The organism is Streptomyces populi, assembly GCF_002911015.1.
Classification (GTDB): domain Bacteria; phylum Actinomycetota; class Actinomycetes; order Streptomycetales; family Streptomycetaceae; genus Streptomyces; species Streptomyces populi.
Map to the genome: position 1 here is coordinate 17,245 of NZ_KZ626877.1, position 14,539 is coordinate 31,783.

The window sequence follows — 14,539 nt, forward strand, 5'->3', positions numbered from 1 at the left end:
TCAGGCCTTGGCCACCCGCACGATCAGGGCGTCGCCCTGACCGCCGCCGCCGCACAGGGCGGCCGCGCCCACGCCGCCGCCGCGCCGCTTCAGTTCGAGGGCCAGGTGCAGCACGAGCCGGGCGCCGGACATGCCGATCGGGTGACCGAGGGCGATGGCGCCACCGTTGACGTTCACCTTTTCCGTGGAAACGCCGAGGTCCTTCATCGACTGGACCGCGACCGCGGCGAAGGCCTCGTTGATCTCGATCAGGTCGAGGTCCTCGACCTCCAGGCCCTCCTTCTTCAGGGCGTGCAGGATCGCGTTCGAGGGCTGCGACTGGAGCGAGTTGTCCGGGCCCGCCACGTTGCCGTGGGCGCCGATCTCCGCGATCCACTCCAGACCGAGCTCCAGCGCCTTGGCCTTGCTCATCACGACCACGGCGGCGGCGCCGTCCGAGATCTGGGACGCGCTGCCGGCGGTGATGGTGCCGTCCTTGGTGAAGGCGGGGCGCAGCTTGCCGAGCGACTCGGCGGTCGTCTCGGCGCGGATGCCCTCGTCCTTGCTGAAGACGACGGGCTCGCCCTTGCGCTGCGGGATCTCGACGGGTGTGATCTCCGCCTCGAATATGCCGTTCTTCTGGGCGGCGGCCGCGCGCTGGTGGGAGAGGGCGGCGATCTCGTCCTGCACGGGGCGCTGGATGCCCAGACGGGTGTTGTGCTTCTCCGTGGACTCGCCCATGGCGATGTTCTCGAAGGCGTCCGTCAGACCGTCGTACGCCATGGCGTCGAGCATCTCGATCGCGCCGTACTTGAAGCCCTCGCGGGACTTCGGGAGCAGGTGCGGGGCGTTCGTCATGGACTCCTGGCCGCCGGCGACGACGACGTCGAACTCTCCGGCGCGGATCAGCTGGTCCGCGAGCGCGATGGCGTCGAGGCCGGAGAGACACACCTTGTTGATGGTCAGGGCCGGGACGTTCATCGGGATGCCCGCCTTGACGGCGGCCTGGCGCGCCGGGATCTGCCCCGCCCCGGCCTGGAGCACCTGGCCCATGATCACGTACTGCACCTGGTCGCCGCCGATCCCCGCACGGTCGAGGGCGGCCTTGATCGCGAAGCCGCCGAGGTCGGCCCCGGAGAAGGACTTCAGCGAGCCCAGCAGTCGTCCCATGGGCGTACGGGCGCCCGCGACGATCACCGAGGTGTTGCTGTTCGTTCCAGACATGAGGTGCGATCCCCTTACCGGCTGCACAGCCGAGGAGTGAACGAGGGTTTACTGAGAATGTACTGAGCGGTACGCCACCCGTCATCCGGCCCGCAGTGTGATCGCGCGCACGTTGCGTAACCACGCCGGGAGCGCTGCACTGGCTTCCATGCTGACGCGAATCGACCACATCGGGATCGCCTGTTTCGACCTCGACAGGACTGTCGAGTTCTACCGTGCGACGTACGGCTTCGAAGTCTTCCACTCCGAGGTCAACGAGGAGCAGGGTGTCCGGGAGGCCATGCTCAAGATCAACGAGACGTCCGACGGCGGCGCCTCCTACCTCCAGCTCCTGGAGCCCACCCGCGAGGACTCCGCGGTGGGCAAGTGGCTGGCCAAGAACGGCGAGGGCGTGCACCACATCGCCTTCGGCACCGCGGACGTCGACGGTGACGCCGCCGACATCCGGGACAAGGGTGTCCGGGTGCTCTACGACCAGCCCCGGATCGGGTCCATGGGGTCCCGGATCACGTTTCTGCACCCCAAGGATTGCCACGGAGTGCTGACAGAACTGGTCACTTCGGCGCCGGTTGAGTCGCCTGAGCACTGACCTCCGTATATCTGGGCCGGTAGGGTTGGGGTCGGCCGTCGCCTTTCGCGGGGGACGGCCGTGGTCCCGACGCCTTCCGGCGAGCGGGACCAAGGGCCGGGGTCCAGGTTTCGGGGGGCGAGCGTCGGGGCAGCAGCCCGTGCTCCGCCGTTGATCTGACACCATTCCCCGGGGGCCCCGTTCGGCGGAAGAACGGTGCTCGTTCGGAATTACGTGACCAGGGGACGGATGGGACCGCGCAGTGCGGGGCTACGAACGCCAGGAGCGAGAGCCGGCGGCTGACGTCGACCACCTCTCTCGGTTCGAGGCCGAGATGGAACGGCTGAAGACCGAGCGGGAGAAGGCCGTCCAGCACGCCGAGGACCGCGGCTATCAGGTCGAGGTGCTGCGCGCCAAGCTGCACGAGGCGCGCCGCAGTCTGGCGACCCGTCCTGCCTACGACGGGGCCGACATCGGCTACCAGGCCGAGCAGATGCTCCGCAATGCCCAGATGCAGGCCGACCAGCTGCGCGTCGACGCCGAGCGCGAGATCAGCCAGGCCCGGGCGCAGACCCAGCGGCTCCTCCAGGAGCACGCCGAGCAGGCCGCGCGGCTCCAGGCCGAGCTGCACCAGGAGGCCGTCACCCGGCGTCAGCAGCTCGACCAGGAGCTGGCCGAGCGCCGGCAGACCGTCGAGTCGCACGTCAACGAGAACGTGGCGTGGGCGGAGCAGTTGCGCGCCCGCTCCGAGTCCCAGGCCCGGCGTCTGGTGGACGAGTCGCGCGCCGAGGGCGAGCAGGCGCTCGCCGCGGCCCGCGCGGAGGCCGAACGGATCGTCGCCGAGGCGCGCCAGCGGCTCACCAACGACGCCGAGGCGGCCCGCGCGGAGGCCGAGGCGCTGCTGCGCCGTGCCCGTACGGACGCCGAGCGGCTGCTGAACGCGGCCTCGACCCAGGCCCAGGAGGCCACCGACCACGCCGAGCAGCTGCGCAGCTCCACGGCGAGCGAGTCGGACAACGCCCGCCGTCAGGCCTCCGAGCTGAGCCGGGCCGCCGAGCAGCGGATGAGCGCCGCCGAGACGGCGCTGCGCGAGGCGCAGGCCGAGGCGGACAAGGTCCTGAACGAGGCCAAGGAAGCCGCGGCCAAGACGATCGCGAACGCCGAGTCGGTCAACGAACAGCGCACGCGGACGGCGAAGGAGCAGGTCGCCCGGCTGGTCAGCGAGGCCAACCAGGAGGCCGAGACCACCAAGTCCGAGGCCGAGCAGCTCGTCGCGGACGCCCGCAGCAAGGCCGAGACGATCGTCGCGGAGGCCGAGGAGAGCGCGCGCAGCCTCACCGCCGAGGAGACCGCCTCCCAGCTCGCCAAGGCCGCCCGGACCGCCGAGGACGTGCTCGACAAGGCGTCCGAGGAGGCCAAGCGGACCACGAAGGCGGCGGCCGAGGAGGCCGAGCGGATCCGCACCGAGGCGGAGACCGAGGCCGACCGGCTGCGCGCCGAGGCGCACGACATCGCCGAGCAGCTCAAGGGCACGGCGAAGGACGACACCAAGGAGTACCGCGCCAAGACCGTCGAGCTCCAGGAGGAGGCCCGCCGGCTGCGCGGGGAGGCGGAGCAACTGCGTTCGGACGCGGTCGCCGAGGGCGAGCGCATCCGCGCCGAGGCCCGGCGCGAGGCCGTCCAGCAGATCGAGGAGGGCGCGCGGACCGCCGAGGAGGTGCTCGGCAAGGCGAAGGCCGACGCGGACGAGCTGCGCCAGGCCGCCACGGCGGACAGCGAGAAGGTCCGCACCGAGGCCATCGAGCGCGCCACGGCGCTGCGCCGGCAGGCCGAGGAGACGCTGGAGCGGACCCGCGCGGAGGCCGAGAAGCACCGCGAGGACGCCGTCGAGCAGGCCGAGGCGATCGCGGCCGACGCGGAGCGCGCCGCCGAGCGGCAGCGCGAGGAGACCGAGCGGGCCATAGAGGCCCGGCAGGCCGAGGCCGCCGAGGGGCTGGCCCGGCAGCACACGGAGGCCGAGGAGCGTCTGGCCTCCGCCGAGCAGGCGCTGACCGACGCACGCGCGGAGGCCGAGCGGATCCGCCGCGAGGCTTCCGAGGAGATCGACCGGCTGCGTTCGGAGTCCGCCGAGCGGATCCGGGCGCTCCAGGAGCAGGCGGCCGCGGAGGCCGACCGGCTGCGCGACGAGGCCGCGGCGGACGCGTCGGCGTCCCGCGCCGAGGGCGAGGCCATCGCGGTCCGGCTGCGTTCGGAGGCCGCGGCGGAGGCCGAGCGGCTGAAGTCGGAGGCCCAGGACAGCGCCGACCGGGTGCGCGGTGAGGCGCAGGCCGCGGCCGAGCGCCTGGCGGCCGAGGGTGCCGAGACGCTGGCCGCGGCGCAGGAGGAGGCCGCCCGGCGCCGTCGCGAGGCCGAGGAGACCCTCGGTTCGGCGCGCCAGGAGGCCGACCAGGAGCGCGAGCGGGCCCGCGAGCAGAGCGAGGAGCTCCTCGCCTCCGCGCGCAAGCGGGTCGAGGAGGCCCAGGCCGAGGCCGTACGCCTGGTCGAGGAGGCCGAGCGGCGGGCGACCGAGATGGTCTCCAACGCCGAGCAGACCGCGCAGCAGGTGCGGGACTCGGTGGCGGGGCTGCACGAGAGCGCCCAGGACGAGATCACCGGGCTGCGCTCGGCCGCCGAGCACGCGGCGGACCGTACGCGGACCGAGGCGCAGGAGGAGGCGGACCGGGTCCGCGCCGACGCCTACGCCGAGCGCGAGCGGGCCTCCGAGGACGCGGCGCGCCTGCGGCGCGAGGCGAGCGAGGCGGCGGAGGCCGCGAACGCGCTCGCGGAGCGCACGGTCACGGACGCGGTCGCGGAGGCGGAGCGGCTGCGCTCGGACGCCGCCGATCACGCCCAGCGGGTGCGCACCGAGGTGTCGGACGCCATCGCGAACGCCGACCAGGACGCCGCGCGCACCCGTGCGGACGCCCGGGAGGACGCGAACCGGATGCGTTCGGACGCGGCCGCGCAGGTGGACACGCTCATCACCGAGGCGGCGGCGGAGGCCGAGCGGCTCGGGGTCGAGACCGCGGCCGAGGCCGAGCGGGTGCGTGCCGAGGCCGTGGCCAAGGCCGAGGAGCTCGTCTCGGACGCGACCGGCGACGCGGAGCGACTGCGGGCGGAGGCCGCCGAGGCGGTCGGTTCCGCGCAGCAGCACTCGGAGCGGATCCGCACCGAGGCCGAGCGTTTCAAGGCGCGGGCGACGGAGGAGGCCGAACGGCGTACCGCGGCGGCGCGCGAGGAGGCCGAACGGCTGCTGGACGAGGCGCGCCAGGAGGCCAACAAGAAGCGCTCCGAGGCGGCCGAGCAGGTCGACACGCTCATCTCCGAGACGGCGGCCGAGGCGGACAAGCTGCTCTCGGAAGCACAGCAGAACGCGCAGAAGGCGACGGCGGACGCCGAGTCGCAGGCCGACACGATGGTCGGCGTGGCGCGCGGCGAGGCCGAGCGGCTCGTCGCGGAGGCGACGGTCGAGGGCAACACGCTCGTGGAGCGGGCCCGTGCGGACGCGGACGAGCTGCTGGTCGGCGCGCGCCGCGACGCCACGGCGATCCGGGAGCGCGCCGAGGAGCTGCGCGACCGCGTCACCTCCGAGATCGAGGATCTGCACGAGCGGGCGCGCCGTGAGTCGTCCGAGGCGATGAAGAACGCGGGCGACCGGTGCGACGCGCTCATCAAGGCCGCGGAGGAGCAGCTCGCCAAGGCCGAGGCGAAGGCCAAGGACCTGGTGGCGGAGGCGAACTCCGAGGCGAGCAAGGTCCGTATCGCCGCCGTGCGCAAGGCCGAGGGGCTCCTCAAGGAGGCCGAGCAGAAGAAGTCGTCGCTGGTCGCCGAGGCGGAGAAGATCAGGTCCGAGGCCATCCAGGAGGCGAAGGCGGCCGTCGAGGAGGGCAAGCGCGACCTGGAGGTCCTGGTCCGCCGGCGTGAGGACATCAACACGGAGATCTCCCGTGTCCAGGACGTCCTCGAGGCGTTGGAGTCTTTCGAGGCCCCGGCGGGCGGCAAGGACGGCGGGGTGAAGGCGGGGGCGTCCGCGGGGGCGGCCCGTTCCGGCGGCAAGGCGTCGGAGGGCTAGCGGGAGGCGCGCGGCGGGCGGGTCGGCCGGAAGCGGGCATTACGTGCCCAGTGGGAGGTTTGTCACAGGTTCTGGCAAGCCTTCCCACAGTCGGCCACCCAAAAGGAGTGTCATTCTCCAGATCAAACACGTATCCGCTCGATGACACACCGCATTGCCCCCTAGGATTCCACCTATCACCTCACCGGTCTCATTCGACAGGATCCCCATGAGCGACACTTCCCCCTACGGCTTCGAGCTTGTGCGGCGTGGATACGACCGCGCGCAGGTGGACGAACGCATCTCGAAGCTCGTCTCCGACCGTGACAGCGCTCTGGCCCGTATCACCGCCCTCGAAAAGCGCATCGAGGAACTCCATCTCGAAACGCAGAACGCCCAGGCCCAGGTGAGCGACGCCGAGCCGTCGTACGCCGGTCTCGGCGCCCGCGTCGAGAAGATCCTCCGCCTCGCCGAGGAGGAGGCCAAGGACCTGCGCGAGGAGGCCCGTCGCGCGTCCGAGCAGCACCGCGAGCTCGCCGAGTCGGCCGCTCAGCAGGTGCGCAACGACGCCGAGTCGTTCGCCGCGGACCGCAAGGCCAAGGCGGAGGACGAGGGCGTCCGGATCGTCGAGAAGGCCAAGAGCGACGCCGCCCAGCTGCGCTCCGACGCGCAGAAGGACGCGGCGTCCAAGCGCGAGGAGGCGGACGCCCTCTTCGAGGAGACCCGCGCCAAGGCCGCCCAGGCCGCCGCCGACTTCGAGACGAACCTCGCCAAGCGCCGCGAGCAGTCCGAGCGTGACCTGGCCTCGCGCCAGGCCAAGGCCGAGAAGCGCCTCGCGGAGATCGAGCACCGCGCGGAGCAGCTCCGCCTGGAGGCCGAGAAGCTGCGCACGGACGCCGAGCGCCGCGCCCGCCAGACGGTGGAGACGGCCCAGCGCCAGGCCGAGGACATCGTGGCCGACGCGAACGCCAAGGCCGACCGCATCCGCTCGGAATCCGAGCGCGAGCTGGCCGCCCTCACCAACCGCCGCGACTCGATCAACGCGCAGCTCACGAACGTCCGCGAGATGCTCGCGACGCTCACGGGCGCCGCGGTGGCCGCCGCCACCGGTCCGGCCGAGGACGAGCCGGTCTCCCGCGGGGTTCCGGCACAGCAGTCCCGGTAACCGCGCGGCACGACACCATGGCCCGCTCCTTCCCCCGAGGGCGCGGGCCTTGTCGCGTCGGGTGGCAGGCCTCCGGGGGCCGTCTTAGCGTGGCCGCATGATCGAGCTCGAGGGGCTGACGAAGCGGTACGGCGAGAAGGTGGCGGTCAACAACCTCACCTTCACCGTCAGACCGGGCATCGTGACCGGCTTCCTCGGGCCCAACGGCGCGGGCAAGTCCACGACGATGCGGATGATGCTCGGGCTCGACCGTCCCACCGCGGGCGACGTACGGATCGACGGACAGCACTACGACCGGCTCAGGGACCCCCTGAAGTACATCGGCGCCCTGCTGGACGCCCAGGCCGTGCACGGGGGCCGCAGCGCCTTCAACCATCTGCTGTGCCTCGCCCAGAGCAACGGCATCCCGAAGGCTCGGGTGCACGAGGTGCTGGACACCGTCGGCCTCACCGCGGTCGCGCGGAAGAAGGCGAAGGGGTTCTCGCTGGGCATGGGCCAGCGGCTCGGCATCGCGGGCGCGCTGCTCGGCGACCCGCGGATCATGATGTTCGACGAGCCGGTCAACGGCCTCGACCCCGAGGGCATCCACTGGATCCGCAACCTGATGAAATCCCTCGCCTCCCAGGGCCGTACGGTCTTCGTCTCCTCGCACCTGATGAGCGAGATGGCGCTGACCGCCGACCACCTCGTCGTCATCGGCCAGGGCAGACTGCTCGCCGACACCTCGATGGCCGACTTCATCCGGCGGAACTCGCGCAGTTACGTCCGGGTCCGCTCCCCGCAGCGCGAGCGGCTGCTCGACGTGCTGAAGAGCGCGGGGATCACCGTCGTGCAGACGGGCAGCGGGGCGCTGGAGGTGGACGACGGGAAACCGGAGCACATCGGTGAGCTGGCCGCGCAGCACCAGATCGTGCTGCACGAGCTGAGCCCCCAGCAGGCCTCGCTGGAGGAGGCGTTCATGCGGCTGACCGCGGAGTCGGTGGAGTACCACGCGCACACCGAAGCGCCGGGAGGGGAACTCGGGTCGAGCCCGCCGGGCACGCCCCCCGCCCCGCGGTGGGGCGGCGACTGGAAGAAGGGCTGACCATGGCGGCCACCCAGGTCCTCAAGTCGGAGTGGACGAAGATCCGGTCCGTGTCGTCCACGGTGTGGACGCTGAGTCTCGCGGCGGTCGTCACGATCGCGCTGGGCCTGCTCATCTCGGTCCTCTCGAACAACGAGTGGGACAACATGAGCTCGCGGGACCGGCTGACCTTCGACCCGACGTTCATCAGCTTCGCGGGCATGACCCTCGGCCAGCTCGCGATGATCGTGTTCGGGGTGCTCGTCGTCGGCAACGAGTACAGCACCGGCATGATCCGCACCTCGCTCTCGGCGGTCCCCCAGCGCGGCACCTTCCTCTTCAGCAAGGTCACGGTGGCGGCCGCGCTCGCCCTGGCCGTCGGCATGGTCACCAGCTTCATCACGTTCTTCGTGGGCCAGGCGGCGCTCGGCACGCACAGGACGTCGATCGGCGATCCGGGGGTGCTGCGCGCGGTGATCGGCGGGGGGCTCTACATGACGCTCATCGCCGTCTTCTCGATGGGGGTCGCGGCGATGCTGCGCTCCCCGATGCTCTCGCTCGGCATCCTGATGCCGTTCTTCTTCCTGATCTCCAACATCCTGGGCGCCGTGTCCGCGACCAAGAAGGTCGGCCGCTACCTCCCCGACCAGGCCGGCAGCCGGATCCTCCGGGTGGTGACCCCGCTCGACGACACCCCCTACGGTCCCTGGGGCGGCCTCGGCATCATGGTGCTGTGGGTGGCCGCGGCCCTGGCCGGCGGCTACGCGCTGCTCAAGAGACGGGACGCGTAGGACGCGGCCCCGGGGCCTCGGGAACCGGCCGGACGGCGGCCGCGCGGGGGTCTTCCGCCGTCCGGCGATTCCCCGCCGGGCCGGCCCCGGGTTTTCCGCCGGCGCCCGGACGCGAATTCCCTTTCCCTCCCGACCAGGAAAGACGGGTACCTGACAGGACATCCGTACGAAACTCTGCCCTCTACTGGATCTTTCACCGGCCGATGGTCTCGGCTTTACTTTCCCTTGAGTGGAACCGTCGGCGCCCGGATATCCTCCTAACCCTTACGGGGGCGTGCGCCCCGACGTCCTGAACCTTTCGATGGGTGCGGAGAATGATCGAGGCAGTCGGCCTGACGAAGCGCTACGGCGCCAAGACGGCCGTGTACAACCTTTCCTTCCAGGTCCGGCCGGGCGCCGTGACCGGTTTCCTCGGGCCCAACGGCTCGGGCAAGTCGACGACGATGCGCATGATCCTCGGCCTCGACAACCCGACCTCCGGGCAGGTGACGATCGGCGGCTTCCCCTACCGCAGGCTGCCGAACGCGCCCCGCCAGGTCGGCGCGCTCCTCGACGCCAAGGCCGTCCACGGCGGCCGGAGCGCCCGCAACCACCTGCTGAGCCTGGCCCAGCTGTCGGGCATCCCGGCCCGCCGCGTGGACGAGGTGCTCGGTGTCGTCGGCCTCCAGGACGTGGCGAAGAAGCGCTCCAAGGGCTTCTCGCTCGGCATGGGCCAGCGCCTCGGCATCGCCGCCGCGCTCCTCGGCGACCCCCAGGTGCTGCTCTTCGACGAGCCGGTCAACGGTCTCGACCCCGAGGGCATCCTGTGGGTGCGCAACCTGATGAAGTCCCTCGCCGCGGAGGGCCGCACGGTCTTCGTCTCCTCGCACCTCATGAGCGAGATGGCGCTGACCGCCGACCACCTCATCGTGATCGGCCGCGGCCAGCTCCTCGCCGACCAGAGCATCAAGGACTTCATCTCGCACAACTCGGCCGACTTCGCCCGGGTGCGCACGCCCGACACCGAGCCGCAGCAGCGCGAGAAGCTGACCGCCGCGCTGACCGAGGCCGGCGGCCAGGTGCTGCCCGAGCAGGACGGCGCGCTGCGCGTCACCGGACTGCCGCTCCCCCGCATCAGCGACCTCGCGCACTCGGCCGACGTGCGGCTGTGGGAGCTGTCGCCGCACCAGGCCTCGCTGGAGGAGGCGTACATGCGGATGACGCAGGGCGCCGTCGACTACCGCTCGACCGTCGACCAGAAGGCCGGGCTCCAGCAGCAGCTGCCGCCGGGCGCCGTGCCGCCGCCGCAGCAGCTGCCGGTGGCGGGCCAGGGCCAGCCCGGCTGGTACGCGCCGCTGCCGCCCCAGCAGGGCGGGCAGCCCTTCGCCATGCCGCAGGCCGGGCCCTACGGCGCTCCCGGGGCCCCCGGAGCGGGCGCTCCCGGCCCGTACGGCGCTCCGGCCGCCCCCGGCACCGCGGACGTCAACCCGTACGCCCAGGCCCCCGCGAGCACCCCGGCGCCCGCACCCGAAGCCGCGCCCGAGTCCGCACCCACGCCCGCGCCCGCCGCCGACCTGACCAAGCCCGAGGACGCCCGATGAGCACGCCCCAGCCCCCGATGCCGCAGCAGACCGCCGCTGCCCCCGACTGGCAGGCGGCGCCCGGCGCTTCGTACACCTCGCCGATCCCCGTCACCCGCACCCACCTCGGACACGCGCTCCACTCCGAGTGGACGAAGATCAAGTCGGTGCGCTCCACGATGTGGACGCTCGGCACCTTCCTGCTCCTGGTGATCGGCATCGGCTTCCTGGTCGCCGTGCAGACCACGGACGAGGACTTCGGGGACGTCCCGTTCACGGTCCCCGCGTTCATCGGGCTGCTGCTCGGCCAGCTCTGCCTGCTCACGCTGGGCGTCCTGGTGGTCTCCTCCGAGTACGGCACGGGCATGATCCGCACGACGTTCACGGCCTCGCCGCAGCGGCACCGGGTGCTCGCCGCCAAGCTGATCATCTTCTTCGCGGTCGCGTTCACCGTCTCGGCGTTCGCGATCGGGCTCGTCGGCCTGTTCACGTCGAGCCTGCACAGCAGCGACGCCTCCGAGGTCCCGTGGACCGGCACCGTCTTCATGGGCGCGCTGTACGTCTCGCTGCTCGGCATGCTCTCGCTCGCCGTCGGCTCGATGCTGCGCCACTCCGCGGGCGCGATCACCACGATGCTCGGCGTCGTGCTGCTGCCCTCGATCCTGCCCGCGTTCCTCATGATGTCCGACACCCTGCGGACCATCGGCGAGAAGATGCAGGAGTACGCCGCCATCAGCTCCCTCGCACGGGTCTTCCGGCTGGACAGCGAGAGCGGCAACGGCGGCGCCCAGCTCGGTCTGCTCGCCGGGGTCACCGCGGCGGCCATCGTCGCCGCCTTCGTGCTCCTGGAGCGCCGGGACGTGTGACGGCCGCGCCCGTCCCGCCCCTTGGGGCCGGCCGGGCCGAAGTCGCCTAGAACCTGGGCGCGTTACGGGACCGCTGCACCCGCGAGGTGCGGCGGTCCTTCGCGTTCCAGCAGGCCTTGTGCCAGTGCCGCCGCTCGTCGACGCCCGAGTGCTCCGGCCAGGCCACCACGTGCGGCACCCCGGAGGGGATCAACTGGTCGCAGCCGGGGCAGCGGTAGGTCTTTCCCTGCGCGCTCGCGCCCGCCACATGACGCACGCTCCAGTCGTCGCCCTGCCAGCTCTCCGTGGACTGCCAGCCCCCGTAACGGTCCGACGAGTCCTCCTCGGGGCTCCTGCCGGACGAGCCGGCGTCCTTCGGACGGTTGCGACGCGGGGACACGGGACACCTCACGGAGCTATACAGGGAGCAGGGGCCGACTCCAGCCTACGCGGGACGCACACGGGTACGCGTACACCGCCAACCCGCACAGATCCCCCTTCGGACAGCCCTCGGACGGCCTTCGGGCAGCCCAATTCCCAGACAATCCGCAAATCTCTCCGCAAGGCCGTGTCTTCGGCACGTGTCAGGCGGTTATGCCGGGTGGGGGAGCTCCGTGTCGGAGCCGAGGAAGCAGGAAGTTCGATGCACGTTGGAAGTTTTGTACTGGCTGCCCAGTTCCCTGGGCAGGGCCAGGGCGAGGCCCTGCACCGCGCGGTGCGGTCGGCCGAGGTCGCCGAGGAGGCCGGGCTCGACGCGGTCTGGCTGGCCGAACACCACTTCGTGCCGTACGGGACATGCCCGTCGGCCGTCACGCTCGCCGCGTACCTGCTCGGCCGCACCGACCGGATCCGCGTCGGCACGGCGGTCAGCGTGCTGCCCACCGTCCACCCCGTGGCGCTCGGCGAGCAGGCCGCCCTGCTGCACCTCACGTCCGGCGGACGGTTCTCGCTGGGGGTCGGCCGCGGTGGTCCGTGGGTCGACCTGGAGGTCTTCGGGGCGGGCCTCGCGGCGTACGAGACGGGGTTCCCGGAGTCGCTCGACCTGCTCCTCCGCTGGCTGCGCGAGCCGTCCGTCGCCGGCACCTCCGAGCGGTTCCCGTTCCGTGAAGTCCCCGTCGTGCCCCGCCCGTCGGAGGCGCTGAGCGGCGCTCCGGGGCCCGAGGTCGTCGTGGCGTGCACCTCACCGGCCAGCGTCCGGCTCGCCGCCGAACGCGGGCTGCCGATGCTTCTCGGCATGCACGTCGGGGACGAGGAGAAGGCCGAAATGGTCGCGCTGTGGCGGCGGCACGCGCGTGCGGCGGGCCGCCCGGCGGACGAGATCCGCGCGGCCGCCCATGTCTCCGCCGGCGTCTGCCAGATCGCGGACCGCCGCACCGACGCCGTCGAGACGCTCGTCAAGGCGATGCCGGGCTGGCTGAAGCAGGGACTGGACGCCCATGTGACGGTCGACGGCCGCGTGCGCTCGATGCGGGACCCGGTGGCGTACACCGAACTGCTCTGCGGACTGCACCCGGTGGGCACCCCGCGCCTGTGCGCCGACCGGCTCGCGGCGACCTCGGAGCGGACCGGCATCGGACGGTTCGCCCTGCTCGTCGAGGGTTCGGGCGACCTGGCGGCGACCGAGGAGAACGTACGGCGGCTCGGGGCCGAGGTGCTGCCCCAGCTCAGGTGACCGCGCGGCGTCCGGCCCGACGGGCCGGACACACGGGGAGCTTGCCGCCCCAGTACCAATGCACCTCCCGCGGACGGAGCGGCAAGCAATGCGGCATCAGTGCGTCAGCAGTCCCTGAACTCCGGGGACTGGTTGAGCAGCTGACTGCGGACCGAGGTGAAGCGTGCCAGCGTGTCGTCCACCGAGTCGTCCAGTGGGAACACCGCCACCCGGTGGCAGTTCTGGAAGGCCAGCCGCACTCCGAAGTGCCGCTGCAGCGCGCCGCGTATCGCGTCACTCGCGAGCGCACGCAGCAGCTGGCCACGTGCCTGCTCGTCCGGCGGGGGCGTCTGGTTGTCGGCGAACGTGCCGCCGTCCACCTTCAGCTGGGCCACCAGGGAGCTGATCATCTCCCACGCGTAGGGCAGGGAGGTCCGGACGCAGTCGACGAATTCAGCTTCATCGACCTCGCCTCGCTCGGCCTGTTGGAGTAGGGCCGGTGAGACGTCGAGCGACATGGGTACTCCTCTCGCACCCCCATACCTCGGGGGTTGCCGGACAGGGACGGGGGTCGCGATATCGAACACGCTGAGTACATGTATCGCGACCTCCCGTTCATACGGTAAGCATCGGCAGGTAACGGCACCAGGAGAATGGGCACATGGCGAACAGCCGGTAGGCCGACAATCGGCCACGGAGGAACGGGGAACCTTCAGGATCAATGGGGTGACCCGCGAAAACGCCGACCGGGCGGGGCGACGGCGACCCGGGGAACAAATGGGGCGAACCGCCAGTTCCTCCTCGGGTCCCGCCTTGGGGGACGGGCGGAAGAATCGCGTGCACCACCGCCGGTCGAGTAGCGTTGCCGACCATGCGTCTCGTCATTGCCCGCTGTTCCGTGGACTACGCGGGCCGGCTCACCGCCCATCTCCCGTCGGCCCCCCGCCTGATCCTCGTGAAGGCGGACGGCAGCGTCTCGATCCACGCGGACGACCGGGCCTACAAGCCCCTCAACTGGATGTCGCCGCCCTGCACACTGAAGGAGGGGTCCGGCGACGACGAAGGTGTCTGGACCGTCATCAACAAGGCGGGCGAGAAGCTCATCATCACGATGGAGGAGATCCTCCACGACTCCTCGCACGAACTCGGCGTGGACCCCGGCCTGATCAAGGACGGCGTGGAAGCGCACCTCCAGGAGCTGCTCGCCGACCGCATCGAGACCCTCGGCGAGGGCTACACGCTCATCCGCCGCGAGTACATGACGGCCATCGGCCCGGTCGACATCCTGTGCCGGGACGCCGAGGGGCGGACCGTCGCCGTGGAGATCAAGCGCCGCGGCGAGATCGACGGCGTCGAGCAGCTCACGCGCTATCTGGAGCTGCTGAACCGCGACCCGCACCTCGCGCCGGTCCGCGGCGTCTTCGCCGCCCAGGAGATCAAGCCGCAGGCACGCGTCCTCGCCACCGACCGCGGCATCGGCTGCACGGTCCTGGACTACGACGCCCTGCGCGGCATCGAGGACGACAAGCTGCGGCTGTTCTGAGCCCCTCGGGTTCGTATACGGCAGAGGGCCGGGTCCGACGTCGGACCCGGCCCTCTCCCCG

At 71.7% G+C, this 14,539-nt stretch carries 12 protein-coding genes; 9 read left to right on the forward strand and 3 right to left on the reverse strand.

Annotated features, from left to right (window positions below; all coding sequences use genetic code 11):
* Positions 1-1,203 (reverse strand): acetyl-CoA C-acetyltransferase, encoded by a 1,203-nt coding sequence (locus tag CW362_RS20425; protein ID WP_103550945.1) that lies wholly within the window; start codon positions 1,201-1,203, stop codon positions 1-3.
* 148 nt (positions 1,204-1,351) lie between these two features.
* On the opposite strand from CW362_RS20425, the gene mce reads away from it, so the two are divergent.
* The 7 genes from mce to CW362_RS20460 all read left to right on the forward strand — a co-directional run bounded on the left by mce (position 1,352) and on the right by CW362_RS20460 (position 11,305).
* On the forward strand, positions 1,352-1,792 hold the full coding sequence (gene mce, locus CW362_RS20430) for a methylmalonyl-CoA epimerase (RefSeq protein ID WP_103550946.1): 441 nt from the start codon (positions 1,352-1,354) through the stop codon (positions 1,790-1,792).
* A 241-nt stretch (positions 1,793-2,033) separates the two neighbouring features.
* Entirely contained in the window at positions 2,034-5,882 is a 3,849-nt protein-coding gene (gene scy, locus CW362_RS20435; protein WP_103550947.1) for a polarized growth protein Scy, read from the forward strand.
* Positions 5,883-6,090: 208 nt separating this feature from the next.
* A complete protein-coding gene (locus CW362_RS20440; RefSeq protein WP_103550948.1) occupies positions 6,091-7,026 on the forward strand; it encodes a coiled-coil domain-containing protein in 936 nt (311 codons plus the stop codon).
* A 97-nt stretch (positions 7,027-7,123) separates the two neighbouring features.
* Positions 7,124-8,110, forward strand: coding sequence for an ABC transporter ATP-binding protein (locus tag CW362_RS20445; RefSeq protein ID WP_240657935.1), 987 nt, complete (start codon positions 7,124-7,126; stop codon positions 8,108-8,110).
* A 2-nt stretch (positions 8,111-8,112) separates the two neighbouring features.
* Positions 8,113-8,880, forward strand: coding sequence for an ABC transporter permease (locus CW362_RS20450; protein WP_103550949.1), 768 nt, complete (start codon positions 8,113-8,115; stop codon positions 8,878-8,880).
* 314 nt (positions 8,881-9,194) lie between these two features.
* Positions 9,195-10,460 (forward strand): ABC transporter ATP-binding protein, encoded by a 1,266-nt coding sequence (locus tag CW362_RS20455; protein WP_103550950.1) that lies wholly within the window; start codon positions 9,195-9,197, stop codon positions 10,458-10,460.
* Positions 10,457-11,305: an ABC transporter permease subunit gene (locus CW362_RS20460; protein WP_107502013.1), complete on the forward strand. Its 849-nt coding sequence runs from the start codon at positions 10,457-10,459 to the stop codon at positions 11,303-11,305. Before CW362_RS20455 ends, CW362_RS20460 begins: the two co-directional genes overlap by 4 nt.
* 46 nt (positions 11,306-11,351) lie before the next feature.
* On the opposite strand, the gene CW362_RS20465 is transcribed toward CW362_RS20460, so the two are convergent.
* Entirely contained in the window at positions 11,352-11,684 is a 333-nt protein-coding gene (locus CW362_RS20465) for an ATP/GTP-binding protein (RefSeq protein ID WP_103550952.1), read from the reverse strand.
* Between the two features lie 243 nt (positions 11,685-11,927).
* Between CW362_RS20465 and CW362_RS20470 the strand changes: the two genes are divergently transcribed.
* Positions 11,928-12,956 (forward strand): LLM class flavin-dependent oxidoreductase, encoded by a 1,029-nt coding sequence (locus tag CW362_RS20470; RefSeq protein ID WP_103550953.1) that lies wholly within the window; start codon positions 11,928-11,930, stop codon positions 12,954-12,956.
* 104 nt (positions 12,957-13,060) lie between these two features.
* On the opposite strand, the gene CW362_RS20475 is transcribed toward CW362_RS20470, so the two are convergent.
* Positions 13,061-13,453: an SCO5389 family protein gene (locus tag CW362_RS20475; RefSeq protein WP_103550954.1), complete on the reverse strand. Its 393-nt coding sequence runs from the start codon at positions 13,451-13,453 to the stop codon at positions 13,061-13,063.
* A 353-nt stretch (positions 13,454-13,806) separates the two neighbouring features.
* On the opposite strand from CW362_RS20475, the gene nucS reads away from it, so the two are divergent.
* The gene (gene nucS / locus CW362_RS20480; RefSeq protein ID WP_103550986.1) at positions 13,807-14,478 is read left to right on the forward strand and encodes an endonuclease NucS; all 672 of its coding nucleotides are present in this window, start codon (positions 13,807-13,809) and stop codon (positions 14,476-14,478) included.
* Positions 14,479-14,539: the final 61 nt, after the last annotated feature.

Excerpts from the sequence above, each read along its gene's own strand:
- CW362_RS20455 (WP_103550950.1), top strand. The coding sequence starts at position 9,195 with ATGATCGAGGCAGTCGGCCTGACGAAGCGCTACGGCGCCAAGACGGCC.
- nucS (WP_103550986.1), top strand. The coding sequence starts at position 13,807 with ATGCGTCTCGTCATTGCCCGCTGTTCCGTGGACTACGCGGGCCGGCTC.
- mce (WP_103550946.1), top strand. The coding sequence starts at position 1,352 with ATGCTGACGCGAATCGACCACATCGGGATCGCCTGTTTCGACCTCGAC.
- CW362_RS20450 (WP_103550949.1), top strand. The coding sequence starts at position 8,113 with ATGGCGGCCACCCAGGTCCTCAAGTCGGAGTGGACGAAGATCCGGTCC.
- CW362_RS20460 (WP_107502013.1), top strand. The coding sequence starts at position 10,457 with ATGAGCACGCCCCAGCCCCCGATGCCGCAGCAGACCGCCGCTGCCCCC.
- CW362_RS20445 (WP_240657935.1), top strand. The coding sequence starts at position 7,124 with ATGATCGAGCTCGAGGGGCTGACGAAGCGGTACGGCGAGAAGGTGGCG.
- CW362_RS20440 (WP_103550948.1), top strand. The coding sequence starts at position 6,091 with ATGAGCGACACTTCCCCCTACGGCTTCGAGCTTGTGCGGCGTGGATAC.
- CW362_RS20475 (WP_103550954.1), bottom strand. The coding sequence starts at position 13,453 with ATGTCGCTCGACGTCTCACCGGCCCTACTCCAACAGGCCGAGCGAGGC.
- CW362_RS20470 (WP_103550953.1), top strand. The coding sequence starts at position 11,928 with ATGCACGTTGGAAGTTTTGTACTGGCTGCCCAGTTCCCTGGGCAGGGC.
- CW362_RS20425 (WP_103550945.1), bottom strand. The coding sequence starts at position 1,203 with ATGTCTGGAACGAACAGCAACACCTCGGTGATCGTCGCGGGCGCCCGT.